23 protein-coding genes are annotated in these 25,862 nt (G+C 71.5%); 18 read left to right on the forward strand and 5 right to left on the reverse strand.

The window, feature by feature from the left end; translation table 11 throughout:
- The first annotated feature begins 42 nt into the window (after positions 1–42).
- The 10 genes from B5M43_RS09055 (at position 43) to B5M43_RS09100 (ending at position 11,501) form a co-directional block, all read left to right on the forward strand.
- Complete coding sequence (locus tag B5M43_RS09055) at positions 43–1,437, forward strand: O-antigen ligase (protein ID WP_134745381.1); 1,395 nt, start codon at positions 43–45, stop codon at positions 1,435–1,437.
- Positions 1,434–2,768 carry an O-antigen ligase gene (locus tag B5M43_RS09060; RefSeq protein WP_134745380.1) on the forward strand — a complete coding sequence of 445 codons (1,335 nt, stop codon included), beginning with the start codon at positions 1,434–1,436 and terminating at the stop codon, positions 2,766–2,768. The genes B5M43_RS09055 and B5M43_RS09060 overlap by 4 nt, the downstream gene beginning before the upstream one ends.
- 76 nt (positions 2,769–2,844) lie before the next feature.
- Positions 2,845–4,797 (forward strand): glycosyltransferase, encoded by a 1,953-nt coding sequence (locus B5M43_RS09065; protein ID WP_134745379.1) that lies wholly within the window; start codon positions 2,845–2,847, stop codon positions 4,795–4,797.
- On the forward strand, positions 4,794–5,792 hold the full coding sequence (locus B5M43_RS09070) for a glycosyltransferase family 2 protein (RefSeq protein ID WP_134745378.1): 999 nt from the start codon (positions 4,794–4,796) through the stop codon (positions 5,790–5,792). The genes B5M43_RS09065 and B5M43_RS09070 overlap by 4 nt, the downstream gene beginning before the upstream one ends.
- Positions 5,789–6,961: an acyltransferase gene (locus tag B5M43_RS09075; protein WP_134745377.1), complete on the forward strand. Its 1,173-nt coding sequence runs from the start codon at positions 5,789–5,791 to the stop codon at positions 6,959–6,961. Before B5M43_RS09070 ends, B5M43_RS09075 begins: the two co-directional genes overlap by 4 nt.
- A 95-nt stretch (positions 6,962–7,056) precedes the next feature.
- Entirely contained in the window at positions 7,057–8,622 is a 1,566-nt protein-coding gene (locus B5M43_RS15335; RefSeq protein WP_134745376.1) for a C40 family peptidase, read from the forward strand.
- A gap of 210 nt (positions 8,623–8,832) precedes the next feature.
- Positions 8,833–8,997 (forward strand): hypothetical protein, encoded by a 165-nt coding sequence (locus tag B5M43_RS09085; RefSeq protein ID WP_230667875.1) that lies wholly within the window; start codon positions 8,833–8,835, stop codon positions 8,995–8,997.
- A gap of 128 nt (positions 8,998–9,125) precedes the next feature.
- Entirely contained in the window at positions 9,126–10,475 is a 1,350-nt protein-coding gene (locus B5M43_RS09090) for a hypothetical protein (RefSeq protein WP_134745375.1), read from the forward strand.
- Positions 10,476–10,512: 37 nt separating this feature from the next.
- The gene (locus tag B5M43_RS09095) at positions 10,513–11,205 is read left to right on the forward strand and encodes a hypothetical protein (RefSeq protein ID WP_134745374.1); all 693 of its coding nucleotides are present in this window, start codon (positions 10,513–10,515) and stop codon (positions 11,203–11,205) included.
- Complete coding sequence (locus tag B5M43_RS09100) at positions 11,202–11,501, forward strand: hypothetical protein (protein WP_134745373.1); 300 nt, start codon at positions 11,202–11,204, stop codon at positions 11,499–11,501. Before B5M43_RS09095 ends, B5M43_RS09100 begins: the two co-directional genes overlap by 4 nt.
- Before the next feature lie 61 nt (positions 11,502–11,562).
- Here B5M43_RS09100 and B5M43_RS09105 read toward each other — a convergent pair whose 3' ends face one another.
- From B5M43_RS09105 to glf, 4 genes are all read right to left on the reverse strand, one after another.
- A complete protein-coding gene (locus B5M43_RS09105) occupies positions 11,563–12,726 on the reverse strand; it encodes a polysaccharide pyruvyl transferase family protein (RefSeq protein WP_134745372.1) in 1,164 nt (387 codons plus the stop codon).
- A gap of 140 nt (positions 12,727–12,866) precedes the next feature.
- The gene (locus B5M43_RS09110) at positions 12,867–13,625 is read right to left on the reverse strand and encodes an ABC transporter ATP-binding protein (protein ID WP_055990264.1); all 759 of its coding nucleotides are present in this window, start codon (positions 13,623–13,625) and stop codon (positions 12,867–12,869) included.
- Complete coding sequence (locus tag B5M43_RS09115; protein WP_055990267.1) at positions 13,625–14,419, reverse strand: ABC transporter permease; 795 nt, start codon at positions 14,417–14,419, stop codon at positions 13,625–13,627. Before B5M43_RS09115 ends, B5M43_RS09110 begins: the two co-directional genes overlap by 1 nt.
- A gap of 20 nt (positions 14,420–14,439) precedes the next feature.
- Positions 14,440–15,579 carry a UDP-galactopyranose mutase gene (glf, locus tag B5M43_RS09120; RefSeq protein ID WP_055990270.1) on the reverse strand — a complete coding sequence of 380 codons (1,140 nt, stop codon included), beginning with the start codon at positions 15,577–15,579 and terminating at the stop codon, positions 14,440–14,442.
- A 239-nt stretch (positions 15,580–15,818) separates the two neighbouring features.
- Between glf and B5M43_RS09125 the strand changes: the two genes are divergently transcribed.
- From B5M43_RS09125 to B5M43_RS09160, 8 genes are read left to right on the forward strand one after another with little or no spacing between them, the layout of a single operon-like run.
- The gene (locus tag B5M43_RS09125) at positions 15,819–16,865 is read left to right on the forward strand and encodes a glycosyltransferase family 2 protein (RefSeq protein WP_134745371.1); all 1,047 of its coding nucleotides are present in this window, start codon (positions 15,819–15,821) and stop codon (positions 16,863–16,865) included.
- Positions 16,862–17,968 (forward strand): glycosyltransferase, encoded by a 1,107-nt coding sequence (locus B5M43_RS15340; RefSeq protein WP_230667878.1) that lies wholly within the window; start codon positions 16,862–16,864, stop codon positions 17,966–17,968. The genes B5M43_RS09125 and B5M43_RS15340 overlap by 4 nt, the downstream gene beginning before the upstream one ends.
- Positions 17,968–18,930 (forward strand): lysylphosphatidylglycerol synthase domain-containing protein, encoded by a 963-nt coding sequence (locus tag B5M43_RS09135; RefSeq protein ID WP_055990276.1) that lies wholly within the window; start codon positions 17,968–17,970, stop codon positions 18,928–18,930. Before B5M43_RS15340 ends, B5M43_RS09135 begins: the two co-directional genes overlap by 1 nt.
- Complete coding sequence (locus B5M43_RS09140) at positions 18,927–20,315, forward strand: hypothetical protein (protein WP_167626755.1); 1,389 nt, start codon at positions 18,927–18,929, stop codon at positions 20,313–20,315. Before B5M43_RS09135 ends, B5M43_RS09140 begins: the two co-directional genes overlap by 4 nt.
- Positions 20,312–20,821 carry a GtrA family protein gene (locus tag B5M43_RS09145; protein WP_055990283.1) on the forward strand — a complete coding sequence of 170 codons (510 nt, stop codon included), beginning with the start codon at positions 20,312–20,314 and terminating at the stop codon, positions 20,819–20,821. The genes B5M43_RS09140 and B5M43_RS09145 overlap by 4 nt, the downstream gene beginning before the upstream one ends.
- Positions 20,818–21,651 (forward strand): glycosyltransferase family 2 protein, encoded by an 834-nt coding sequence (locus B5M43_RS09150; protein ID WP_134745369.1) that lies wholly within the window; start codon positions 20,818–20,820, stop codon positions 21,649–21,651. Before B5M43_RS09145 ends, B5M43_RS09150 begins: the two co-directional genes overlap by 4 nt.
- Complete coding sequence (locus tag B5M43_RS09155) at positions 21,648–22,670, forward strand: glycosyltransferase (RefSeq protein WP_205829463.1); 1,023 nt, start codon at positions 21,648–21,650, stop codon at positions 22,668–22,670. The genes B5M43_RS09150 and B5M43_RS09155 overlap by 4 nt, the downstream gene beginning before the upstream one ends.
- Positions 22,667–23,608 carry an NAD-dependent epimerase/dehydratase family protein gene (locus B5M43_RS09160; protein ID WP_167626754.1) on the forward strand — a complete coding sequence of 314 codons (942 nt, stop codon included), beginning with the start codon at positions 22,667–22,669 and terminating at the stop codon, positions 23,606–23,608. Before B5M43_RS09155 ends, B5M43_RS09160 begins: the two co-directional genes overlap by 4 nt.
- On the opposite strand, the gene B5M43_RS09165 is transcribed toward B5M43_RS09160, so the two are convergent.
- On the reverse strand, positions 23,550–25,799 hold the full coding sequence (locus B5M43_RS09165; protein WP_134745368.1) for a YfhO family protein: 2,250 nt from the start codon (positions 25,797–25,799) through the stop codon (positions 23,550–23,552). The genes B5M43_RS09160 and B5M43_RS09165 overlap by 59 nt on opposite strands.
- Between the last annotated feature and the right edge of the window lie 63 nt (positions 25,800–25,862).

A 25,862-nucleotide genomic window follows, 5' to 3' on the forward strand; every position in this document is an offset into this window, starting at 1 on the left:
CACCCAGGGTATGCCTCGGCGGCGCTGTAGCCTGGAGGCACAATGGCCCAGATCTCGCGGTACACGGTAGACACCCCTCCGGCCGCTCCGGAGCGTGAGGGCACGGCGCATCTCATCCTGCGCGCGTATGCCGCGTTCGTGATCTTCTCCGGCTTCGCGCACACCGCCTGGTGGAACCTGCTCGGCCAGGGCGGCGCGGCTGTCGTCCTCGGGCTCACGACCGTCGCGACGCTCGCGATCTGGGTGCCTCTGCTGCGGCGGCACGGGATCCGCTGGCGCCGCCTGCCGTGGCTGAGCCTCGCCTACGTCGCGTGGGCGCTCGTGTCGGTCCTGTGGTCGGGATGGCCGGGCGCGACCCTGCTCACCTGGACGCTGCTGGCCGCCGGCACACTGCAGGGCCTGTTCATCGCGCATCAGCTGACCTGGCACGAGATCCTCCGCGCGCTGGACGTCGCGCTCAAGTGGGTCATGGGCCTGTCGATCGCGATCGAGCTGTGGGTGGCCCTCATCCGCCGCGAGCCGCTGCTGCCGAACTTCGTGTCCCCGCCCGAGGGCTTCGACCCGCACTGGTACTGGGTGCGCGGCAACCTGTTCGACGCGCTGATCGGCGATCGCATCCAGGGCATCGTCGGGAACGCCAACTATCTCGGCATCCTGTGCGTCGTCGCGTTCGCGGTGTTCGCGATCCGGATGGCGACGCACCCGCCGCACGCGGCGATGCAGACCGTGTGGATCGCGATCGCGGCGGTGCTCTTCGTCCGCTCCGGCTCGGCGACGGCGCTGGGCGCGTTCGGCGGCGCGTTCGTCGTGCTGCTGGCCGTGCTGGTGATGCGCCGCGCGCGGACGGCGGGCGAGCGCAGCCGCCGCTACCTGCTGTTCGCCGGGGTGGGCGCAGTGGGCGCCGTCCTGGTCTTCCAGCTGTGGGACCGGATGCTCGGCATGCTCGGTCGCGACGGCTCGCTCACCGGCCGCGACGAGATCTGGACGACGGTCTGGCGCCGCGCGGTCGAGCACCCCGTCGTCGGCAACGGCTTCTCGAGCCCGTGGGTGCCGTGGGACCCCGCGTTCGACGGATGGATCGTGGACCACGGGCTGTCGGTCTTCCACGCGCACAACATGTGGCTCGACGTCTTCTTCCAGCTGGGAGCGGTCGGCGTGATCCTGATGTTCGGCGTGTACGCGGCGCTCACGTGGCGCGCGTGGTTCTTCGCGGTCGACCGCCCGCGGTGGGACCTGGACGCGCAGCGCCCCTACTCCCCCGTCTCGATGCTCGCGCCGCTCCTCGTCGCGATGCTGCTGGTGCAGGGCCTGACCGAGTCCGGCCCGATCATGCTATGGGGCTGGACCCTGGCCGTCCTGCTGTCGTTCAAGCTCAAGCTCGCGCCGATCGTGGGCGTCGGCGCCGACGAGGCGCCGGTGGGGACGCCGGCGCGATGAGCCCGGCCGGCGACCCGGCGCCGGGCACGGCGCTGCGTCTGCTGCGATCGGCCGAGCTGGCGCGCGCCTACACGCTCGCGGCCCTGGCGACCGGGTTCGCCTCGCTCCTGATCGAGCGGACGGCGGGCGAGGTGACGCTCGTGACGATCGTGGCCGCGCTCGGCGCGCTGGGCGTGGCCATCCTGATCGCGCGGCGCGACGAGATCGCCCCGATCCACCTCGCCCCGACGACCCTGCTGGCGTTCCTCGGCTGGACGCTCGCGAGCGTCGTGTGGTCGTTCGACGAGGCGGGCACCCTGACGGGGTGGCTGGGCCTGCTCGGATGGGGCGTGCTCGCGATCGTGATCGCACACGTGCGCGATACGCTCCAGACCGTCCGGGCGCTGGGCGATGTGCTGCGCGCGATGCTGGCCCTGTCGCTCGCGGTCGAGATCCTGGCGGGGATCCTGCTCGACATCCCGTTCCCGTTCCTGGGCGTCCAGGGCGACATCGCGCTGGGCGGCCCCGTGCAGGGCGTGTTCGGCACGCGCAACATGCTGGGCTTCGTGGCCGTGATGGCCCTGATCACGTTCGCGATCGAGTGGCTCACGCAGTCGATCTCGCGCGGGCTGGCGATGTTATCCCTCACGCTGGCGGGCATGCTCGCGGTGCTGTCGGCGTCGCCGACGGTCCTGGTGCTCGCGGTCACGGTCGGCGTCGCGACCGTGGCGCTCGGCATCGTCCGGCGCGAGGAGCCGCATCGCCGCCGCGCGACCCAGTGGACGATCGCGGCCGTCGTGGCGGTCGGGCTCGGCGCGTGCTACCTGCTGCGCCACCGCATCATCCGGCTGCTGGATGCGGCGTCCGACTTCTCGACGCGCGCCGACCTCTGGAACGAGATCCTCGACTGGGTCCGTCACCGCCCCGTTCAGGGATGGGGCTGGCACGGCCGGTGGCACGACGGCAGCGGCGCCGGCGAGCCGTATCCGCTCAACGTCATCAACTTCACGCTCGACGACCACCACGCCTCGGCGCTCAACGCGTACTTCGACGTCCTCGTCCAGGCCGGATGGGCGGGGCTGCTGCTGTTCGTCGCGTTCGGCCTCGTCGCGACGGTGCGCTCGTGGCTCGTCGCGAGCGAGCGCCGCTCGGTCGTGCACGCCTGGACGCCGCTGATGCTCATCGCCCTGCTTGTCGACTCGATGTTCGAGAGCTTCACCCTCTCGGGGCTCGGATGGATGATGCTCGTTGTGTGCGCCGTGCGCGCGGGGCAGTCGCGGTCGTGGCGCGAGCGCATCCGCGACGTGGCCGGCGGGGCGGGGTCACAGGATCCCCTGGGGTCGTCAAGGTAGGCTCGTCTGCGGTCCACAGCCGCCGCGCCCACCCTTCTGCGCGGGCGGCCCCGCTGAAACCGTTCGGAGCCCGCCCTTGGTACACGTCCTCCAGAACGTGGTCTTCCCTCTCGACCGCGACCCCGATCTGCTGCCGCTCTACGCCGACCCCGACTCGTGGTCGGTGGTCAAGATCGAGGATGAGACCACGCCTCTGCGGGTGTCGGACAACGCGCGTCTGAGCAATGTGCTCGGCCGCAACCGCGCGCGCGTCGTGGCGGGCCGCCGGGTCTCGTTCGGCGCGTACTTCAACGCGTTCCCCGCCGCCTACTGGCAGCACTGGACGCCGATCCGCGACGTGCGGCTGACGGTGCGCACGACGGGCGACGCGACCATCCTGGTGTTCCGCTCGAACGGCGCCGGCATCCGCCAGCGCCTCGAGACGCGCGACGTCACCGGATCGTCGGAGACCAGCTTCGACATCTCGCTGACGCAGTTCAGCGACGGCGGCTGGATCTGGTTCGACATCGCCACGGACTCCGAGGACGCGATCTTCGAGGGCGCCGAGTGGACCACCGAGCAGGACCCGGTGCGCACCGGCAAGGCCTCGCTCGGCATCACGACGTTCAACAAGCCCGACTACTGCGTCGAGACCCTGCGCGCGCTCACGGAGAGCCCCGAGGTGCTCGAGCTCGTCGACCGCGTCTTCCTGGTCGACCAGGGCACCCAGCGGGTGGACGCCCAGCCGGACTTCCCCGAGGTGGCCGAGGCGCTCGGCGAGCAGCTCGAGGTCATCACGCAGCCCAACCTGGGCGGCTCGGGCGGCTTCGCGCGCGCGATGTCCGAGACCCTGAAGCGCCCCGACAGCGACTTCGTTCAGCTGCTCGACGACGACGTGCGCATCGAGCCCGAGTCGATGCGCCGCTCCATCGTGTTCGGCCGGTACACCACCAAGCCGACCCTCGTCGGCGGCCACATGTTCGACCTGCTCGACCGCCCCAAGCTGCACGCGTGGGCCGAGGTCGTCGACGAGGACCAGTTCCTGTGGCGCAACCTCTTCGCGGGCGAGCTCATGCCGCACGACTTCGGCGTGACCAACCTGCGCCAGACGAAGCAGCTGCACATGCGCATGGACGCGGACTACAACGGCTGGTGGATGTGCCTCATCCCGACCGCCGCCATCCGCAAGGTCGGGCTGTCGCTGCCCGCGTTCATCAAGTGGGACGACGCGGAGTTCTGCCTCCGCGCCGGCCGCTCCGGCTTCCCGACCGTCTCGATGCCGGGCATCGCGCTGTGGCACGTATCGTGGGTCGGCAAGGACGACGCGATCGACTGGCAGGCCTACTTCCACGCCCGCAACCGCACGGTGGCGGCGCTGCTGCACTCCAAGAAGCCGCGCGGCGGGTCGTTCCTGGCGCACAGCCGCAACACCGACCTGAAGCACCTGCTGATGATGCAGTACTACCCGACGGCGCTGCGCCTGCAGGCGCTGCGCGACGTGCTGTCGGGCCCGCAGCACATGATCGGCAACATCGCGACGGCCATGCCCGCGGCGCGGAAGACCGCGCAGGACTTCCCCGAGACCGTGGTGCACAAGGAGACCGACCGCGTGCTGCGCTCGCGCAAGGGCCGCCCGATCTACCGTCGCGTGCGCCGCTTCGCGCTGCACTCGGCGCCGACCGGCGCCGCGCTGCGCGTCTTCACGCTCGTGCACCTCGCGGCGCACTGGTTCCACAAGCCGCAGACCAAGAACGTGCGGATGCCCGAGGTCGAGTTCGCCAAGGGCGACGCGAACTGGTGGCGCATCCCCTACTACGACAGCGCCCTCGTGAGCTCGGCCGACGGCGGCGGCAAGCAGATCTACACGCGCGACCGGGAGAAGTTCCGCTCGATGCTGCTCGAGTCGATCCGTCTGCACGCTCAGCTGTGGTGGCACTGGCCCAGGCTGACGCGGCAGTACCGCCGCCAGCTGAAGTCGCTCACCTCGCCCCAGACCTGGGACGGGATCTTCGCAGGCTCCCCGGCGAACGAGGTCGGGGCGGCGAAGTGAGCGAGGCGCTCGCCCCGGCTCCGGATGCCGCGCTGCCGGCGTCGTTCGATCCGGCGTCGGCGACGATCGTCGTCGTGACCTACAACCGGTCGACGCTCCTGAAGGCCCTGCTCGAGTCGATCGGGCGGATGGATCCGAAGCCGGGCCACGTCGTGGTCGTCGACAACGCGTCGTCGGACGACACGGGCGCGGTCGTCGAGTCGATGCGCGAGGCCGTGGGCGCCGAGGTCGTGTACCGCCGCCTCGACGAGAACACGGGCGGCTCGGGCGGCTTCAGCGAGGGCATGCGCGTGGCGTACGAGCTGGGATCCGAGTGGATCTGGCTCATGGACGACGACGTCGAGGTCCTCCCGGACGGCCTCGCCCGCATGGGCGTCTGGACGCCGCGGTTCCGCAGCATCCAGGGCCGCCGGTACGACTACGACGGCAGCGAGTTCTACTGGCAGTACCGGGTCTCGGTCGCGCTCGGCATCCCGATCCCATTCGCGCCCGCGGGCTTCGACGCCTCGGGCTACCGGGAGATGAACTCGGGCTGCTTCGAGGGCATGTTCATCCACCGCGACGTCGTCGCGCGGATCGGCCTGCCCGACCCCCGCTTCTTCATCTACTGGGACGACACGATCTACGGCTGGCTCGCCTCGCGCGTGACGCGCTCGGCGATCGTCAACGAGTTCGTGCTCCGCCGCACGCGCGAGATCAAGCAGTGGGACATGGGCATCCGGCACTTCAATGCCTCGAGCGACATGTACCGCTACTACATCCTGCGCAACCGCGGCATCATGAAGCACTACTACGCGGCCCACGGCGCCTACCGCCCCGCGCTGTTCGCGATCGGGACGGCCGCGACCTTCGCCAAGGAGATCCTGCGTCTCGTGTTCGTCGAGCGGAAGATCACCAGGCAGGGCTGGACCAACCTGTGGCGGGGCGTGCGCGACGCGCGCGCGATCGCGCGCGACGAGTCGTGGCGCCCGATGCCCGCGCTGATCGAGGGATGACGCTCCCCCGCGACCGCATGACCTCCGCCTCGCCCACTCCCCCCGAGCGCCCGGTTATCCCGGTGCCCACGCGCCTGCCGGCGCTGGACGGGCTGCGCGGGCTCGCGGCGCTGCTGGTGATGGTGCACCACACCCTCCTCACGGTCCCGCTGTTCGCGGCCGCGTACTTCGACTCCACGTCCGAGGAGACGTGGAACGTCGGCAACCCCGCATGGTGGATCGCGCACACGCCCGTCCACGTGCTGTGGGACGGCAAGTTCGCGGTCATGATCTTCTTCATCCTGAGCGGATTCGTGCTGACGCTGCCGGTGCTGAAGGCGGGGATCGCGTTCCGCTGGGATGCGTACTTCCCGCAGCGCCTCGCGCGGCTGTACCTGCCGGTGTGGGGCGCGCTCGCGGTCGCGATCGCGGCCATCTTCCTCACGCCGCGCGGGCGGAACGACCAGACCGAGTGGCTGCGTCGCCGCGCCGATCCGGTGTCGTTCCAGGACGTGCTCAACAGCATCATGCAGATCTCCGCCGGCAACGAGATCCTCAGCCCCCTGTGGACGATCCGCTGGGAGATCCTGTTCTCGCTGCTGCTCGGCCTGTTCGTCTGGGTCGGCCTGCACGCCAACGGCCAGGCCGTCGTGGTCAGCTGCCTCGTGCTGATCGCCACCGGCGGCGCGTGGCAGGTCGACGCGCTCATGTACCTCCCCATGTTCCTGATCGGGGTCGTCCTCGCGGTGCACCGCGGCGCGCTGCACGCGCGCCTGGGCCACCTGCCCGCCCGGACGTGGGCCATCGGCCTGGCGGCAGCCGTGCTGCTGGCGTCGTCCGTCTGGATGATGCCGCCCTGGGTGCCCGAGCGGGTGCACGACGGCTCCATCGCGCTCCAGGCGACCGGCGCGCTGATCGTGGTCGCGGCATGCGCGTTCGGGTTCCCGCACGCGCGGGTGCTGTGCTCTCGCCCCGTGCAGTGGCTCGCCACGGTCTCGTTCAGCCTCTATCTGGTGCACGAGACCGTCGTGGTCGCGACGGCCGACCTGGTGGGGCCGAGCGAGTCGTCCATCGTGCTCCCCGTCGCGATCGCGGCCTCGCTGGTCGCCGCGCAGCTGTTCTTCCTGGGCGTGGAGCGCCCCAGCCACCGCCTGTCGCGTCACATCTACAGGCGCGTCGTCAAGCACTGACCGCCCCGGCGCCGTCGCCCCATCACCCCGGCGGGGGCAGGAGCACCCATGGCATGCCCTCGCGGGATCGCGGATCCCGGGGCACACTGGACGTCGTGGCCGATGACGCAGCGAGGATCCGACGACGTCTCCGATGCGCTTCCGCCCTGTCGGCGCTGGTGCTCCTGGCCGCGTCGCTGATCTCGGTGAACGCGCCGACGCCCGCGTACGCCCAGGGCGGCGAGATCGGCGGCAGCGGCACCCACTTCTACTTGAACGACGCCTGGAGCGGCGAGGCGAACCGGGTGCATCAGTTCGGCCTGCGGTACGATCGCGCCTACGTCGGCGACTGGAACCGGGACGGCTCCGACAGCCTCGCGGTGCGGCGCGGCAACGAGTACATCCTGTCGAACGACAACCGCACGGCGAGCACGCGCTTCCGCTACGGTCGCGCGGACGACGAGACCCTGGTCGGCGACTGGGACGGCGACGGAGTCGACACGCTCGCGGTGCGCCGCGGGCACATGTACTACTTCACGAACCAGCTCCAGGGCGGCGAGGCCGAGACCGTGCTGGCCTACGGGCGCGCCGGCGACGAGGTGCTCGTGGGCGACTGGAACGCCGACGGGAAGGACACGCTGGCGGTGCGCCGCGAGCACCGGTTCTACTTCGCCGACGCCCTGCAGGGCGGCGAGGCCTCGCGGGTCGTCGCCTATGGCCGGGCGGACGACCTCGTGTACGTCGGGGACTGGGACGGCACCGGCACGGACACGCCGGCCGTGCGCCGCGGCGCGACGTACTACATCACGAACCGCTTCGAGCCGGGCGAGGCCGAGCGCGTGCTCACCTACGGCCGCGCCACCGACAGCACGGTCGTGGGCGACTGGAACGGGGATCGACGCGACACGCTGGGCGTGCGGCGCGACATCCCCGTCTACCAGACGCCCGGGACCTACGCGAAGATCTCGTTCACCGGGGTGCCCGCCCCGGCCGGGATGGGCTTCAACCTCGACTCGGGCCGCGAGGGCGCGAAGGTGAAGGTGATCGCCGATCGCTTCGGCCTGGCCCGCCCGACGCAGTGGGTCGACGCCACGATGATGTCGAAGGTCCGCGAGTGGCAGGCGAGCCGCGGACTGCCCCAGACCGCGGTCGTCGACCATGCGACCTGGGTCTCCATGGGATACAGCTCCTCGTCCTGGTGGGACCTGGACGGGTACCGGGCACCGCTCCGCGCCCGCACCGACATGTCGCGCGGGCAGCTGATCGAGGCGATGATCGCGACCGCGCTGACCTACCAGGGGTCGCGGTACGTGTGGGGCGGCGCGAATCATCCGAACGTCGGCGCGGACTGCATCGGGGTCGTGATGCAGGCGCTGTACTCGGTGGGCATCAACATCCACCCGAGCAACACCGTCACGCACACGCTGCCCGGCAACACGACTCCCCGAGAGCTCTACAACAGCGGCAAGTTCATGCACGTCCCCTACAGCCAGCGCCAGCGGGGCGACCTGATCTTCCAGGCCCACGACCCGCGCGACCGCCACAGCGTCCGCCACGTGCAGCTCTACCTCGGCAACGGCATGGTCATGGAGTCGGTGCACGTGGGCGGCATCGTCCGCGCCGAGAACACGACCTACCCGGCGAGCGCGAACATGCCCACCGTCATCCGCCCCCTCCCCTGACGCGGCGCCACACGCGGATGTCGGGTGGGATGCGTCGCGAGCGATATCGTTCGACCATGACGCCCCGATGAGGGGGTGCACGAGCCTCCGGAGCGACGATGCCCGCCGTCCACACCCGCCGAGCCCTCGGCATCCTGACCCTCATCCTGGCGGCGGCAGGCTCCACAGGGTGTCTTCCTCTACGACAGCCCGGCATCGACCGCGATGGTCGTGCGCGGTCCCGACACGTTCTTCTCCGTGTCGCAGGTGGCGGGCGACCGGTATCACTCGGTGGCGAACGTGCTGCATCCGGAGACGAGCGCCGCGACGCTCTTCGCGGGCCCCTCCGTCATCCACGTCTCCACGCGCGATCCCTGGGCGCTGTCCATCCCGTGACCTGACGCGCGACACGCCGGGCGATCACTGATCGCATAGCGATATCCCGAGGCGCTAGCGTGACTCGCATCAGCACTCCTCATGCGGTTTCCGTGGAGTTCCGGCCCCTTCCCCGTGACGGAGTTGTCATGTCCCGCCTTGCCCCTGCCGCCGGCCTCACGGCGATCGCCACCGCACTCCTCTGCCTCTCCGCCGTGCCCGCGCATGCCGCGGGCGGCGAGGTGGGCGGCACCGGATCCACCTACTACCTCAACGACGAGTGGAGCGGTCAGGCCAACCACGTGATCCAGTACGGCCGCGCCTCGGATCGCGCCTACGTCGGCGACTGGAACCGCGACGGCAAGGACACGCTCGCCGTGCGCCGCGGCAACCGCTACTACCTCACCGACGCGGGCGGCGAGCCGTACGACCTCCAGTTCGCGTACGGACGCGACACGGACGTGACGCTGACGGGCGACTGGAACGGCGACGGCGTGGACACGCTCGCGGTGCGACGCGGCAACGTCTACTACTTCACCAACCAGCTCACGGGCGGCGCGGCCGAGGCCGTGATCGTCTACGGCCGCGCCGGCGACCAGGTGCTGGTCGGCGACTGGGACGGCAACGGCACCGACACCCTCGCGGTGCGGCGCGAGAACCGCTTCTACTTCGCGAACGCGCTGCAGGGCGGCCAGGCCTCCAAGGTCGTGGCGTACGGGCGCGCGAGCGACCAGGTCTACGTCGGCGACTGGAACGGCAACCGGGTCGACACGCCGACGGTGCGCCGCGGCGCGACCTACTACGTCACGAACAGGTTCGCCCCGGGCGAGGCCGAGCAGGTCCTGACCTTCGGCCGCAGCACCGACAAGACGCTGGTGGGCGACTGGAACGGCGACTTCCGCGACACGCTCGGCGTGCGCCGCGACGGCGCCCCCACGCAGTCCGCGACCGCCGCCTGGGCCCAGGCGGAGTTCGGCACCTTCACGCCGGTCGCCATCTCCGGCACCGGCAACCGCGACATCCCGCTGCCCGCGGGCGCCGTCGGCGGCCTGCTCAACGCGACGGTCTACGGCGACGGGCCCGTGACGATCGAGACGATCTCCGGCGGAACCCCCGTCGAGACGCTGCTCCAGGGCGACGGCCCGGGCTTCGGGCTCGCCATCTTCGGCGTCGGCGAGGCCTATCACGGCGACACGATCCGCATCACGACGGCAGGCGCCTGGCACGTCAAGCTCCAGCCCCTGCACACGGCGCCCATGCTGCCCACCAGCGGCGGCGGGAGCGGCGCGTTCCTGTGGGGCGGCGACTACACCGACGTGACGATGCGGAACTACGGCGGCTTCTTCTTCGCCGCGCAGTGGAACGGCGAGGACTCCCCGAGCACCGGCGTCATCGGCGAGGTCGAGGGCGAGGGCGCGACGTACGACAGCTGGATCGACGCCGGCCCCGGCCTGATCTACATCGTGGCGGACGGCACGTGGGAGTTCGAGCACCACTGATCCGCACACATCGAAACCTGTGCGAACGAGGACCAGGATGTTCCCTCGCACCCGCATGGCGACCGCGGCGGCCGCGATCGCCGCGGTCGTGGCGGCCGCCGCCCTCGTTCCGACCCCGGCGCACGCCAAGGGCGGTGAGGTGGGTGGCAGTGGCGCGAGCTACTTCCTGAACGACTGGTGGAGCGGTCAGGCGAACCGCGTCATCCGGTTCGGTCTGGCGGGAGATCGCGCGTACGCGGGCGACTGGAACGGCAACGGGGTCGACACGCCGGCGGTCCGGCGGGGCCGCGTCTACCACTTCTCGAACGCGCTCGCGGGTGGCGAGGCCGACGCGGTGATCGCCTATGGGCGCGCCTCCGATCGGGTGCTGGTCGGCGACTGGAACGGCGACGGCCGGGACACCCTCGCGGTGCGGCGCGGGAACACGTTCTACTTCACCGACCGCCTGCAGGGCGGCGATGCGACGCGGGTGGTCGCGTATGGGAGGACGGGCGATCTCGTGTACGTGGGCGACTGGAACGCCGACGGGCTCGACACCCCGGTCGTGCGGCGAGGCGCGACCTACTACGTCACCGACCGCTTCGAGTCCGGCGAAGCGGACCGGGTCCTCACATACGGACGCGCGACCGACCATCCGCTCGTCGGAGACTGGGACGGCCATGGTGAGGACACGCTCGGACCGGAGCCTTCGGCCTCGATTCGACCACGCAGGGCGACGCGATCCGCGTGACCGGCGACGGCGACTGGCAGGTCAAGGTCCAGCCGCTCGAGCAGGCGCCCTTAGTGGGGCCGGGCGGCGTCGGGGACGAGGTGTACCTGTACGGCGGCGGGGACGCCCAGGTGTCCTTCTTCCATCGGGGGCTGGCGGAGTACATGATCGTGCAGTGGAAGGGGACCGCCCCCGCCGGATCCCGGCTCGTGCTGGGTGGATCGGGGCCCATCAGCACGGCCGGATACTCGCTCTCCGCGGGCCCGTCGGTGCTGTACGTGACCGCCACCGGCCTCTGGGCGCTTACTCCGCGCTGACCTCGCTTCCGAGCCCTGCGGCGTCCGGCCCCCTTCGGGCCGGGCGCCGCCGTCATATGACTCAGACCGGGTACAGCCGATCCGCCTGCGCGCGCTTGCGGGCCGCGAGCTGCTTGGCCTTCTCCGGGAACGCGGGGTCGATCGTGGCGTCCTGGGCGCGGACGGGCTCGCCCGCCTCGACCACGGTCCATCCGGTGCCGAGGTCCAGCAGGGACTGGTGCTTGACGTCGTAGTAGCCGCGCTTCCCCGCGACCACGAGACCAGCTGCGCCCGCCGCCGCCGCGAGCAGGTGGATGTGGAAGCGGGAGGTCAGCCAGCGCTGCCCGGCGCGGGCCGGGAGCCCGTCGGCCCACATCCCGCCGAACGTGTAGATGCGCGCGTCGGGCCGGGACAGGCCGCGGAAGTGCTGGTCGTCCGGCGGGTTCGATTCGGCGAAGCCCACGCTCGCCTCGGAGATGCCCGCGAGGAAGCCGTCGATGGTCGTGACGACCGCCTCGTCCTCCCACTGCCGCAGGTCGCCCTGCACCAGCACCATCCGGTCGGGGGTGGGCCGCCGGTCGTACAGCGCGCGCTTCAGCGTCAGGGCCAGGAAGGCGTCGTCGAGCCCGAGTTCGGCGCCGAGGGCGTCGGCCGTCGCCTCGTCGCGTGCCTCGACCGAGTCGAAGACCGCGAGGCGGTCGCGCAGCCACGCGGGCAGGTCGCCCTCGAGCGGCATCGCGTCCAGGCCGGTGGCGAAGGCCGGGATCCCGAACTCCTCCTTCACGGCCGCGATCGCGGTCACCAGCCCGAGGTTGTCGCGCCACATCGAGTTGACGTATCCGCCGCCGACGAGATGGATCGACGCGACGCCGCGCAGCGCCTTCACGCCGGCGTCGAAGCGGGGCGAGCCGAGGTCGCGCACGATGCGGGCGATGCGGTCGGCGTCGGCGACCGGATCATGCGATTCGCTGCCCATCGCCAGCTCCCACACGGTGCTGGTGGTGCGCAACGCGGGGTGCACGTTGCCGAACAGGTGCGACGCCCGGCCCGGGTGCGGGCAGTCGAGCCATACGGGCCGGCCGGGGTGGCGCTCGGCGAGGTGCTCCAGCCATGCGCGCGTGACCAGCTCGTCGCCGTAGTTGGGATGACCGGCGGTGGAGACGAGGTAGAACGGCGTGCTGACGGCGACGGGGCCGGTGGTCGGGTTCGCGGGCGCCTTCGCCCGCGGCGCACCGAAGAGCTTCATTGTCCGGTGGACTCCAGGATGAGATGACGTGTTCGGGACGGGTCGCACATCGGGATTGCACGCCCAGACACGCTCCCAGACAACATACAGGTCCGACGCGCACCTCGACAGACCGGCTCGCCTCGCGACGGCCTGGCCGATCAGGCCTCGGGGTTGTCCGCGTTGTACTGGTCGATGACCTCGCCGATCGGGGCGTCGAGGACGAGCGAGTGATCGCGGATGTAGAGGCCGCGCGTGCAGAAGCGGCGCAGGTCCTTCTCGTTGTGGCTCACGAAGAACAGCGTTCGACCCTCGGCGAGCAGCTCGTCGATCCGGCGATAGCACTTCGCGCGGAAGGCCTTGTCCCCCACCGCGAGCACCTCGTCGACCAGCAGGATCGGCTCGTCCAGCTGCGACACGACGGAGAACGCGAGCCGCACCTTCATGCCGTTGGAGAGGTGCTTGTACGGAGTCTCCTGCGCGTCCTCGAGCTCGGCGAACGCGATGATGTCGTCGTAGCGCCGGGCGATCTCGGCCTTCGCCATGCCGTGCAACCCCGCCGTCAGGCGCACGTTCTCGCGCACCGTGAGGTCGCCCACGAACCCGCCCGTGATCTCGATCAGCGGCGCGACGCCGCCGTTCACGGTCACCGCGCCCTCGTCCGGCAGCAGCACGCCCGCGACGAGCTTCAGCAGCGTCGACTTGCCCTGGCCGTTGCGTCCGACCACGCCGATGGACTCCCCCGGGCGCACCGTGAACGACACGTTCCGCAGGGCCCAGAACTCCCCCGGCCGGTTGCGGCGGGACGCGTCCGCGAACATGTCCTTGATGCTGCGGCGCCCGCGACGGTTGCGGCGGAAGCGCACGCCCAGGCCGGCGACCTCGATCGCGTGCTCGGGTGCGGATGCCTGCGACGTCATCACAGCTCCTTCAGCAGCGGGCGCTCGAGGCGGCGGAACGCGAGGATGCCGACGCCGAGGAACAGCAGGCACATCACGGCGGACATCGCGACCGCGAAGGGGTCCCACAGTTCCGGGAAGAAGCCCACCCGGTAGAGGGTGAAGATGCCCGCGAGCGGGTTGAACGCCATCACGGCGGGCAGCGACCCCGGCAGGTCATGGATCGCGTAGATGATCGGCGACGCGTAGAACAGCACGCGCAGGATGAGCCGGGTCGTGCGCTCCAGGTCGGTGAACAGCACGCACAGCGGAGCGACGAGCAGGCCGAGGCCCACCAGCAGGACCGCCTGCAGAACGACGCCCAGGGGGAACAGCAGGATGCCCCAGCCGACCTCGGCGCCCGAGAACACGGCGAACAGCGCGAGCACGGGCAGCGCGAACAGGAACTCGAAGCCCTTGCTGAGCACGACCCGGTTCACCCAGATCGAGCGCGGTATCGCGGTCGACCGGACGAGCTTGGCGTCCTTGTTGAACGCACGAGTGAAGTCGGTGACCGACGCGTTGAACCACACCCACGACAGCAGCGCCGTGATCAGGAACACGATGTACGGCTCGACGCCGACGGTGCGCTGGAACACCATCGTGAACACGAACCAGTAGATCGCGCTCATCACGAGCGGATCCAGCACCGACCACAGATAGCCGAGCCAGCTGGTGGCATAACGGACCTTCAGGTCGCGCGCCGACAGCAGCCAGAGGGCGTGCAGGTACCGCCGGGGTGTCCCGGGGGCGCCGACGGCGTGGCTGCTGGACACGGGGATGGTCCGCGCTCGGGTCAGGCGTTCAGGGTGTTGTTCCACATCGACAGCGCCGACCCGATGGCCATGTGCATGTCGAGGTACTGGTACGTGCCGAGGCGGCCGCCGAAGTGCACGTCCTTCTCGCCCTTCGCGAGCTCGCGATAGGCCAGCAGGCCCGCGCGGTCGTCGGCGGTGTTGACCGGGTAGTACGGCTCGTCCTCGCGCGTCGCGAAGCGCGAGAACTCGCGCATGATGACGGTCTTGTCGTCCGGGTAGACGTCCTTGCGCTCCGGGTGGAAGTGCTTGAACTCATGGATGCGCGTGTACGGCACGTCCGCGTCCGGGTAATTCATGACCGAGGTGCCCTGGAAGTCGCCGACGTTCAGGACCTCCTCCTCGAAGTCGAGCGTGCGCCACGCGAGCTCGCCCTCGGCGTAGTCGAAGTAGCGGTCGACCGGGCCGGTGTAGACGATCGGCACCTGGCCGACGAGCGCCTTCTTGTTGAGGGGCTGCGACTCGTCGAAGAAGTCGACGTTCAGCTTCACCTCGATGTTCGGGTGGTCGGCCATCCGCTCGAGCCACGCGGTGTAGCCGTCGGTCGGCAGACCCTCCCACGTGTCGTTGAAGTAGCGGTTGTCGTAGTTGTAGCGCACGGGCAGGCGGCTGATGATGTCGCCCGACAGCTTCTCGGGCGAGGTCTGCCACTGCTTGGCCGTGTAGTGGGCGAAGAACGCCTCGAACAGCGGGCGGCCCACGAGGGCGATGCCCTTCTCCTCGAAGTTCGCCGCGGTCTTGACGTCGAACTCGCCGGCCTGCTCCTTGACCAGGGCGCGCGCCTCGTCGGGCGTGTACGCGGCCTGGAAGAACTGGTTGATGGTGTGCAGGTTCACCGGCAGCGCGTAGACCTGGCCCTTGTGGGTCGAGTACACGCGATGGACGTAGTTCGTGAACGTCGTGAAGCGGTTGACGTACTCCCACACGGCCGGGTTCGACGTGTGGAACAGGTGGGCGCCGTAACGGTGCACCTCGATGCCGGTCGTGGGCTCGTTCTCGCTGTACGCGTTGCCGCCGATGTGGTGACGGCGGTCGATCACGGTCACCTTGCGGCCCGCGTTGGCCGCGCGCTCCGCGATGGTGAGTCCGAAGAAGCCGGAGCCGACGACAAGCAGATCCATACGAGTGAGTGCCTTCTGTAGGGAACAGGTCAGCCGCGACCCCGGGGTCGGCGACGCCCCATCCTAACGGGGCGAGCCTCCCAGCCCGCCGAGCGTGCGGGCGTGGCTCTCAGACTGGCTGGATCGCGCTTGGTAGACTCGCTCGCCGGGTCACGGCCCGCCTTCGTGCGCGATCGTGCCGCAGCTGCGCACGCAGGAGAACAGATGCGCCGTCCCCGACAGACTTTCTCAGGAGCAGCATGAAACTCGTCATCCAGATCCCGTGCCTGAATGAGGAGGAGACCCTCCCGCTCGTCCTGGAGACGATGCCGAAGGAGATCCCGGGCATCGACGAGATCGAGCTGCTCGTGATCGACGACGGCTCCACCGACCGCACGGTCGAGGTGGCGAAGTCGTACGGCGTGCGCCACTTCGTGCACCACACGCGCAACATGGGCCTCGCCCGCTCGTTCCGCGACGGCGTCGAGTACGCGCTCGGCGTCATGGGCGCCGACATCGTCGTGAACACGGACGGCGACAACCAGTACCCGCAGCAGATGATCGGCGACCTCGTGCAGCCGCTGCTGCGCGGCGAGGCCGACATCGCGATCGGCGACCGGCAGACCGCGACCATCGCGCACTTCTCGCCCTTCAAGAAGGTCATGCAGCGCGTCGGCAGCGAGGTCGTCAACTTCGCCGCCGGCACCGAGCTGCCCGACGCGGCGAGCGGCTTCCGGGCCTACTCGCGCAAGGCGCTCATCCGCCTGAACATCGTCACGCAGTTCTCGTACTGCATGGAGACGATCATCCAGGCCGGCAACAAGCGCCTGAAGATCGCGAGCGTGCCGATCACGACCAACCCGAAGACCCGCGAGTCGCGCCTGTTCAAGAACATCTTCCAGCACATGGCGAAGTCGGGACAGGCGATCATGCGCAGCTACATCATGTTCAAGCCGCACACGATCTTCACGACCCTCGGCGTGCTGCTCCTGGTCGTCGGCCTGATCCCGTTCCTGCGCTTCCTGATCCTGAACTGGATGGGCACCGCGGGCGACCACATCCAGTCGCTCATCCTCGGCTCGTCGCTGCTGGTCGGCTCGCTGCTGTCGTTCGCGCTGCTGATCATCTCCGACCTGCTGCGGACGAACCGCGTGCTGCTCGAGGACACCCTGCAGCGCCTGAAGGAGATCCAGTACGGCGAGGATGCGCGCCCGGCCGACGTGCGGCACGTGCCGCTGCCGGGGCCGGCCGGCTCGGTGGTGGATGCGCCCACGGAGGACGCGGGATCGGCCCGGACGACGTCGTGATCGTCTCGTTCGGCACGTACGACGCGGTCAAGCACCCGCGCGTCGGCATCATCGTCGACGGCCTGCGGGAGCGCGGACTCGAGGTGCGGGAGCTGAACCGCCCGCTGGGCTTCAGCACGGCCGAGCGCGTGCGCATGCTGAAGCAGCCGTGGCGGCTTCCCGCGTTCGCGTGGCGCCTGCTGACGTGCTGGATCGCGCTCGCCCGGGACGCCCGCGCGCTGCGCCGCGCCGGCATCGTTCCCGAGGCCGTGCTCGTGGGCTACATGGGGCACTTCGACGTGCTCCTCGCCCGCCGCCTGTTCCGCCGGTCCACCATCGTCCTGGACCACCTGATCTTCGCGGGCGACACCGCGCAGGACCGCGGTGCCGAGGGCCTGCGCGTCCGCCTGCTGCGGGAGCTCGACCACCGCGCGCTGGCGGCCGCGGACATCGTGCTCGTCGACACGGTCGAGCACCTCGAGATGCTGCCCGATCGCTCCAAGGGCGTGCACGTGCCCGTCGGCGCGCGCGCCGAGTGGTTCGACGCCCGCCCGGCGACGGATGCCCCCGCCGACGGCCCGCTGTCGCTCGTCTTCTTCGGCCTGTTCACCCCGCTCCAGGGCGCGCCGACGATCGCCGAGGCTCTGCGCCGCGCACACCAGGCCGGAGCCGAGTTCACCGCCACGATCGTGGGCACGGGCCAGGACTACGACGCCGCACGCGCGGCGGCGGGCGACCTGCCTGGCGTCACGTGGCTGGACTGGGTCGACGCGCACGAGCTGCCCGCGCTGGTCGCGCGGCACGACGTCTGCCTCGGCGTCTTCGGGACCTCCGGCAAGGCCCGCCGCGTGGTCCCGAACAAGGTCTACGAGGGCGCCGCGGCCGGCTGCGCGATCATCACGGGCGACACCGCGCCCCAGCGCGCCGCCTTCGGCGACGCCGCGCTCTACGCCGCGCCGGGCGACGCCGCCGCTCTGGCCGACGTGATCGCGGAGCTCGCGGGCTCGCGCGACCGCGTGACCGCCGCGCGCGCCGCCGCGGCCGCGGCCGCCGAGTCGTTCCGCGCGGTCGACGTCGTCGCGCCGCTCGTGGACCGGCTAGCGACGCGCGGCGGATCCGCCTGATGAAGCGCGTCCTCGGCGTCCTGCGCTCCCCCGCCGTCAAGTGGGCGTTCCTCGCGGTCGCGCTCGGCTTCGCGGCGTGGTTCGTCGCGAGCCGCTGGGAGGCGATCGCCGCCGCGCTGGCCCGTCTGCCCTGGTGGGCGCTCGTCGTCGCCCTGGTCGCGAGCGCCGTGTACGTGGGTCTGACCCTCGAGGCCTGGCGCGGCATCGTGCGCGACCTCGGGCACCCGCTGGCCGTGCGCCCCGCCGTGGCCCTGTTCGGCGTCAGTCAGCTCGGCAAGTACATCCCCGGCGGCGTGTGGAACATCGCCGCCGCCGCGGATCTGGGGCGCGCCCACGGCATCCCCGCCCGGCACTCGGTCGCCGCGATGACGATCGCGCTGCTGATCTCGCTGGTCTCGGGCGTCGGCGTCGGCGCGCTCGGGTTCGCGGTCGCGCCCACGCCCGCGCTCGCCGACTGGGCGTGGCTGATGTGGTTCGGCGTGCCGCTGCTCGTCCTGCTGATCCCGCCCGTCCTCAACCGGCTCATCGCACTCGCGTGGCGCATCCTGCGCCTGGAGCCGCTCGACACCCCGGGCGGTTCGCTGTCCCCGCGCGGCGTCGCGGTCGCCACGGCCTGGTCGCTGCTCGCGTGGATCGTGGCCGGCGTCGCGGTCGCGGCTCTCGCGATCGGCCTCGGCGCCCCGGCCACGTGGCACACGGTCGTCCAGTGCATCGGCGGCTACGCGCTCGCGTGGGTGATCGGATTCCTGTTCGTGATCGCGCCCGCGGGCGCGGGCGTGCGGGAGCTCGTGCTCGCCGCCGCCCTCGCCGGCACGCTCGCCTCGGCCGAGATCGTCACGCTCGTGCTGCTGAGCCGGGTCCTGCTCACGGCCGTCGACCTCGGCTTCGCGGCCGTCGGCGGCGTCGAGACCCGGCTCGCCCGGCGACGCCTCGGCCGCACCGGATCGGCGGAGCCGGCATGAGCGCCCGCGTGACCCGCATCCGGGCGGTCCTGGAGCACGTCGCGCTGGTCCTCCTCGGGATCGGCGGGCCGTTCGCCTACGCCATGGCCTCGCCCATCTACTCCAGCGGCGACGAGGCCGCGCACGTCGACTACGCCTTCCAGGTGTGGCACGGCGAGCTGCCCGTGTTCGAGGAGGGGCTCGAGCTCGGCAACACGGTCGGAGTGCACCCGCCGGTTCAGTGGACCGCCCACCACCCGCCCCTGCTGTACCTCCTGCTCGCCCCGTTCGTCGGTCCGCTGGCCGACGCCGGGAACATCGAGGGCGCGGGCATGGCGGGCCGGATGGTGATGGTCGCTCTCTCGATCGCCCTCCTCTACGCGATCCGCGGCATCGCCCGTCTGCTGCTCCCCGCCGTCGCGGGCATCGGCCTCGCGTCGGCGCTGATCGTCGGACTCTCGGTCTGGTTCGTGCGCCTGGGCGGCTCTGTCTACACCGACACGCTCGCCGCCCTCGTCAGCGCGCTCGCGTTCTATGCCCTGCTGCGCCTGGCCAGGGGCCGCACCCCGGTCCGGGACATCGTGCTGTTCGCCGTCGCCTGCGCGGGATGCGCGCTGACCCGCTTCTCGCTTCTGCCCGTGGCGGTGCTGTTCGCGGTCGCGGTCATCGTGATCGGTCACCTCCCCGGCCCCCTCCGCGCCCGGCACGCGTGGACCGCCGCGGTCGCGGCCGGGGTCGCGGTCGTGGCATCGTCCCTGTGGTTCTATCTGCGCAACATCGCGCTCACCGGCAACGCGAGCGGCGGCCACCCGGACTGGGCGGCCGAGCACACGCGACGCGTCGCCCGGCCCGTGCTCGAGGTCACGCGCGACCCCGCGTTCTGGACGCGCATGACCGAGCAGTTCTCGACCGGGACGTACCCGCCGCTCCCCCGCGCGCTCGAGACCCCGCTGCCGTGGACGCTGCTGCTGTTCGCGCTGCCGCTCCTGATCGGGCTCGTCGCGCACGTGGCCGGCGTACTCCGCGAGCGCCGCGAACGCGCCGTGCGCCTGGTGATCCTCGCGACCGCCCTGTGCGCGTGCGGCGGCATCGCGATCATGCAGATCATGCATCACGCCGGCGGCGGTAGCGCGTTCGCGCGGTACTTCTTCGCGATGCTGCCGTTCCTGGCGCCGTTCCTGGCGCTCCCCCTGCTGTGGGCGCGCGCCCTGCCCCTGGCCGCGTGGACGGCGGTCCGCACGACGCTGCTGGGCCTCGAGATCGCGGCCACGCTGGCGCGCGAGCTGTCCGGTCCGCAGGCCGCCTTCTACCCGACGCCCACCTGGATCGGCTTCGGCGTCGCCGTGGCCGGCGCGTCGATCGCGCTCGGCGTCCTCGTCGGCGCACCGCGGCGGACGACGCCGTGACCGCCCCCGATCAGGCGGGCGACGCGCCGGAGCTGCCCGGCGGCGCCGAGCAGGCGATCGGCGGCGGCTCGGCACCCGACGGCCCGCTGCTGCGGCTCATCAAGGACCGTCGCGTGGCGTTCCTGCTCGTCGGCGCGATCAACACCGGCGTCGGCTTCGTCTGGTTCATCCTGTTCTCGCTGCTCGCGGCCGCCGTGTGGCCGGACGCGCCCTGGCGCATCTTCGTGATCATCACGTGCGCGCACCTGGCCAGCACCATCTCCGCCTTCGTGCTCTACCGGAGGCTCGTGTTCCGCGTCACGGGGCACCTGTGGCTGGACTTCTGGCGATTCCAGCTGGTGTACCTGACCTCGTTCCTGCTCAACCAGCTCGTCGTCCCGCCCCTGACGATCCTGCTGGGCATGAACGAGATCGTCGCGCAGTTCCTGTTCACGTTCGTGATCGCGGTGATCAGCTACGTCGGCCACAGCCGGTTCTCATTCCACCGCAGGAAGGAGGAGCGATGAGCGCCGGCATCCGCCTCAGCGTCGTCGTGCCCGCCTACGACAACGGCCGCACGCTGGACGAGACGCTCCGCTCGATCCTCGACCAGGAGGTCGAGGGCCTCGAGCTGATCGTGGCCGACCACGCGTCCTCCGACGACACCCTCGACGTCATGCGGCGGTTCGCGGACGATCCGCGCGTCGCGCTGCTCGAGACCGAGGCGGGCGGCGGCGCGGGTCGCAACTGGAACCGCGTGACCGAGGCGGCGCGCGGCGAGCTCATCAAGCTCGTCTGCGGCGACGACGTGCTGCGCCCCGGCGTGCTGGCGCGCCAGGCGGCGCTGCTCGAGACCACCGGCGCGGTGATGACCGCGTGCCGCCGCGATCTCATCGACATGAACGGCGACGTGCTGCTGGCCGGCTGGGGACTGCGGGGCCTGGACCGGCGCATGCCCGGCGCCGAGGCGGTGCGCCGGGCCGTGCGCGCGGGCTCCAACCTCTTCGGAGAGCCCGCATCGGTCATGATGCGCCGCGACGTGCTGGCCCGCACGGGCGGCTGGTTCGACCGGTTCTCGTACCTGATCGACCAGGCGACGTACACGCGCGTCCTGCTGGAGGGCGACTTCGTCCCCGACCCCGAGGTGGGGGCCACGTTCCGGATGAGCGACTCCCAGTGGAGCGTCGCCCTCGCCTCCCGCCAGTCGGCCGAGGCGCGCGAGTTCCACGCGTGGGTGCGCGAGGCGCATCCGGATGTCCTCTCGGGCCTCGACCGCCGCATCGGGGATGTCCGGGCCGCGCTCATGGCCCGCGCCCGGAGGCTCTCGTATCGTGTGCTGAAGAGGAGGATGCGATGACCGAGCCGTACGTGCACCGCATCAGCGTCGTGATCCCCGTCTACCAGGGCGAGCGCACCCTGCCCGGCGTCGTGGGCGAGCTTCGCCCCCTCACCCAGGGCTTCCGCACGCCCGGAGGCCGCCTCGCGCGGGTCGAGGAGGTGCTGCTGGCGCACGACCGGGGCCCCGATCGCTCCGACGCCGTGATCCGCGAGCTCGCGAGCGGCGACGACTGGATCACGCCCGTCTGGCTGAGCCGCAACTTCGGTCAGCACGCCGCGACGCTCGCCGGGATGGCGGCCTCGGGCGGCGAGTGGATCATCACGATGGACGAGGACGGGCAGCACGACCCCGCCGACATCGGCGTGCTGCTCGACGCGGCGCTCGACGAGCAGGCGGACCTCGTCTACGGAGCGCCGGCCAACCGGCCCCCGCACGGGCTGATGCGCAACACCGCCTCGCGCGCGTCGAAGCGCGTCCTGCAGACTGTGTTCGGCGGCGGCAACGCGGCCGAGTTCAACAGCTTCCGGCTGGTGCTCGGCGAGATCGGCCGCAGCGTGGCCGCGTACGCGGGCACCGGCGTGTACCTGGATGTCGCCCTCGGCTGGATCGCCGCCCGCACCGCCACGGCCCCCGTGACGCTGCGCGAGGAGGGCGACCGCCGCTCGGGCTACTCGTACCGGCGCCTGTTCGGGCACTTCCTGCGCATGGTCCTCACCTCGGGCACTCGCGGGCTGCGCATCGTCACGCTGACGGGCACCTCGGTGTTCGTCGCGGGCCTCCTGTTCGCGCTGTACCTCGTGATCGCCCGTCTCGCCGGCGTGGTGAACGAGCCCGGCTGGACCTCGCTCATGGTCGTGCTGCTGCTCGGCATCGGGGTGATCCTCGTGGCGCTCGGCATCATCGCCGAGTACCTCGGGGTCGCCGTGAGCACGGCGCTCGGCAAGCCGTCGTACCTGATCGTGCGCGATCCGGCCCTCGGCCCGCTCGCGCACACCGAGCGGGCCGCGCACGAGGGATCGACGGCCCGGACGTCGTGACGATCCGCCGCTGGATCATCGGCCGGGGGCTGCTCGGCAGGGCGGTCGCGCGCGCGAGGTCCGACGCGCCCTTCGCCGTCGATGTACCCGACTGGGACGACGGCGCCGGCACGAGCGCGGTGCTCGCGGACGCGCTGCGGCGCTTCGTCGAGGCGGCTGGGACGGACGAGCGGCTCGAGATCTCGTGGACGGCCGGCCGCGCGGTCACGTCGACGCCGCCCGAGCACGTCCAGGCCGAGGTGGACGTGTTCCGCCGGTTCGTCGCCGAACTCGCCACCCTCCCGCCCGCGGCGCGGGCCCGGCTGACGGTCGTGCTCGCCTCGTCCGTCGGCGGCGCCTACGCGGGCTCGTCGGGCGCGCCCTTCACCGAGGCCACCCCGGTCGCGCCCGCCTCACCCTACGGCGAGGGCAAGCTCGCCATGGAGGCGGCGCTCACGGCGGCGACCGCGTCGGGCGGATGGACGGCGCTCGTCGCCCGCGTCACGAACCTGTACGGCCCGGGCCAGGATCTCGCCAAGGCGCAGGGCCTGATCTCGATCCTCACCCGGGCGCACGTCGCCGGGGTTCCGGCATCGATCTACGTGCCGCTCGACACGCTCCGCGACTACGTCTACGAGGACGACGCGGCGCAGATCCTCTCGAGCGCCGCGCTGCGCGCCGCGGCGACGGCGCCGGGCACCACCACCGTGAAGATCGTCGGCAGCGGCCGCGCCGTGTCGATCGGCGCCCTGATCGGGGAGCTCCAGCGGCTGAACCGCCGCCGCGGCTTCATCGTGCTGGGCGGCGGCGATCCGCGGGGTCAGGCCCTCGACCTGCGCGTGCGCTCGCGGGTGTGGCCCGACCTGGACGGTCTGGCCCGCACCCCCCTCCCCGAGGGGCTCAGCCGCGTGTACGCGTCGCAGCTGGCGACGTGGGCGCGGCGCCCCGTGGCCGGCTGAGGCCCTGCGGGCGCAGGCGACGCGCCACGAGCCATCCGGCGGCGGTCAGCACGCCGAGCAGCGCGGCTCCCGCCAGCAGCGGCAGTCCCGGCGGCAGGAAGCGGACCGTGACCACGTCGCCGGGCGCGGCGCCCGAGACGTCGACCGTGAGCAGCCAGTCGCGCACCGGCTCGGCCTTCGCCGCGCCGTCGACGGCGTAGCCGGGGTAGTCGAGTCGGCTGAGCACCACCCGGCCGTCCGATCCCACCGAGTCGACCCGGAAGCTCACGGACGTGTCGGTCGCCTCGAGCTCGGAGACCTCGGTGCCCTCGCCCGACCACACGACGCCTCCGGCTGCCGGGAGCACCTCGTCCCGCCGGAAGAGCCACGTGTGCTCCCCCGCCTCGGCGAGATGCCAGCCGGCCGGGGGCTCGGGCTGATCCCGGTAGGTCGCGCGCATCGCGATGACGGTGCTGACGCCCATCAGGTCGCTGACGCGCTCGCCCGTCGACTCGTCGACGCTCCACAGCGTCGAGAGGCCGTCGCCGCACGTCTCACCCCGCAGGTCCATGCAGAAGTCCTGCACGAATTCGGAGTACGGCAGCACCGTGTAGAGGTTCGACACGTCGGTGTCGCTCAGGTACCAGAGGTTGGCGAGAAGGCGCTCGCGCCAGGAGGCGGGATCGCCCGCCCCCGCGCTCGCGCGGCCCACGACCATGGCGTCGCCGTACGACTCGCCGTCGGCCTCGCTCAGCACCTGCCGCATCTCGCCCACCGTCGGCACGGCGCCGCCGGGAAGCGGGGTCGCCGGCATCGCGACGATCTGCAGCGCGACGGTGACCGCCGTCACGCCGAGCGCACCGGCGACGAGCGCGAAGCGCCGCGCGTCCTCGCGCCAGGGCCGGGTCGCCACGCGGCGGATCGCCCACAGCAGCGCGAGCTGCGCGACCGCCGTGGCGACGATGCCGCGCCAGTCCAGCGGCACGTTCCCGAGGTTCACGAGCGCGAGCGCCACGATCAGCGCGACGGTCCAGCGCATCCGGCGCGCCGAGAGCTCGCCCCACCTCGTCCGGGTTGCGGCCACCGCGAGCAGCACCAGCAGCGCGAGGGCGAGGTACGGGATGAACCGCAGCGGCCAGCGGATGGGCCCCATGTGGCTCGGCGCCAGCACGGCCACGAGCGCCGCTGAGCCGATCGCGAGCAGCGGGACGCAGCGACGCAGGGCGGCACGCGACATCGGCAGCACCAGCAGGGCGAACGGCAGCAGCCAGGCGATGTACACGAGGGGCGCGTCCGTGACCTCGCCCGTCCACAGCATGACGCCCTTCTCCAGCACGCCCTCGGGTGCGCGCACCTCGCCGTCCCAGGTCCGGATCGTGCCGGTGAAGGTGGGGCCGGCGGCACCGGCGAGATCCGTCAGATCGGCGTTCAGGAAGAACCAGTTGCGCACGACGAACGAGCCGCGGTCGGTCACGGGGGCGGTGAGGATCCCCGGCAGGTACACCACGACGGTCCAGGCGGCGCCCCACACCGACGCCAGCAGGCTCCGGACGATCCGCCCGCGGTCGCGCATCCACGCGGCGCGCACGAGCGACTCGACCAGCACGCCCACGAGCACGATCACGCCGAAGACGTACCCGAATGTGATGAGGACGTAGCTCGCGACCAGGTACGGGATGGGCGACCGCGACGCCTCCACCGCGCGCCGCAGGGCCCACCACACCCACGGCAGCAGCGCGGAGTTGAACAGGCCGGTCGACCAGGAGGCGGCGTCCATGTAGACCGTGAAGCCGCACAGCGGCACGAGCACGGCGGCGAGCGCCGCCCACGGCCGCGCGGCGGTGAAGGAGCGCGCGAGCAGGTACACGCCCATGGTCATCAGCACCAGGAACGCGATCTTGACGACGGTCGCGAACACAACCGGGTCCTCGCAGGCCCGCGCGCCCAGCGCGATCAGCCAGTTGAGCGGGTTCAGCAGCGCCCACTGCCCCTCCGCCAGGTAGTTGCCCGCCTGCCACGCCGACGGCTCGAGGAGCGGGAGGCGCCCCTGCCGCAGCAGGTCGCCGAGCTGCCACCACTGCCCGAAGGATCCGAGCTGCGTGTCGTCGGCGAAGTAGAAGCGCGGATTCCCGGCGAGGCGCGCGAGCGCGAACACCAGCGTGGCGGCCGCCGCAGCGATCGGCCAGCCGATCCTGCGGACACGTCTGCTCACGGAACCCGATGCTAACAACCGCGCCTCCCAGGGATGCGGACAAGCGCATATGACACGATGGTC

The organism is Microbacterium sp. MEC084 (genome assembly GCF_004514465.2).
In the GTDB taxonomy this organism is placed as follows: Bacteria; Actinomycetota; Actinomycetes; order Actinomycetales; family Microbacteriaceae; genus Microbacterium.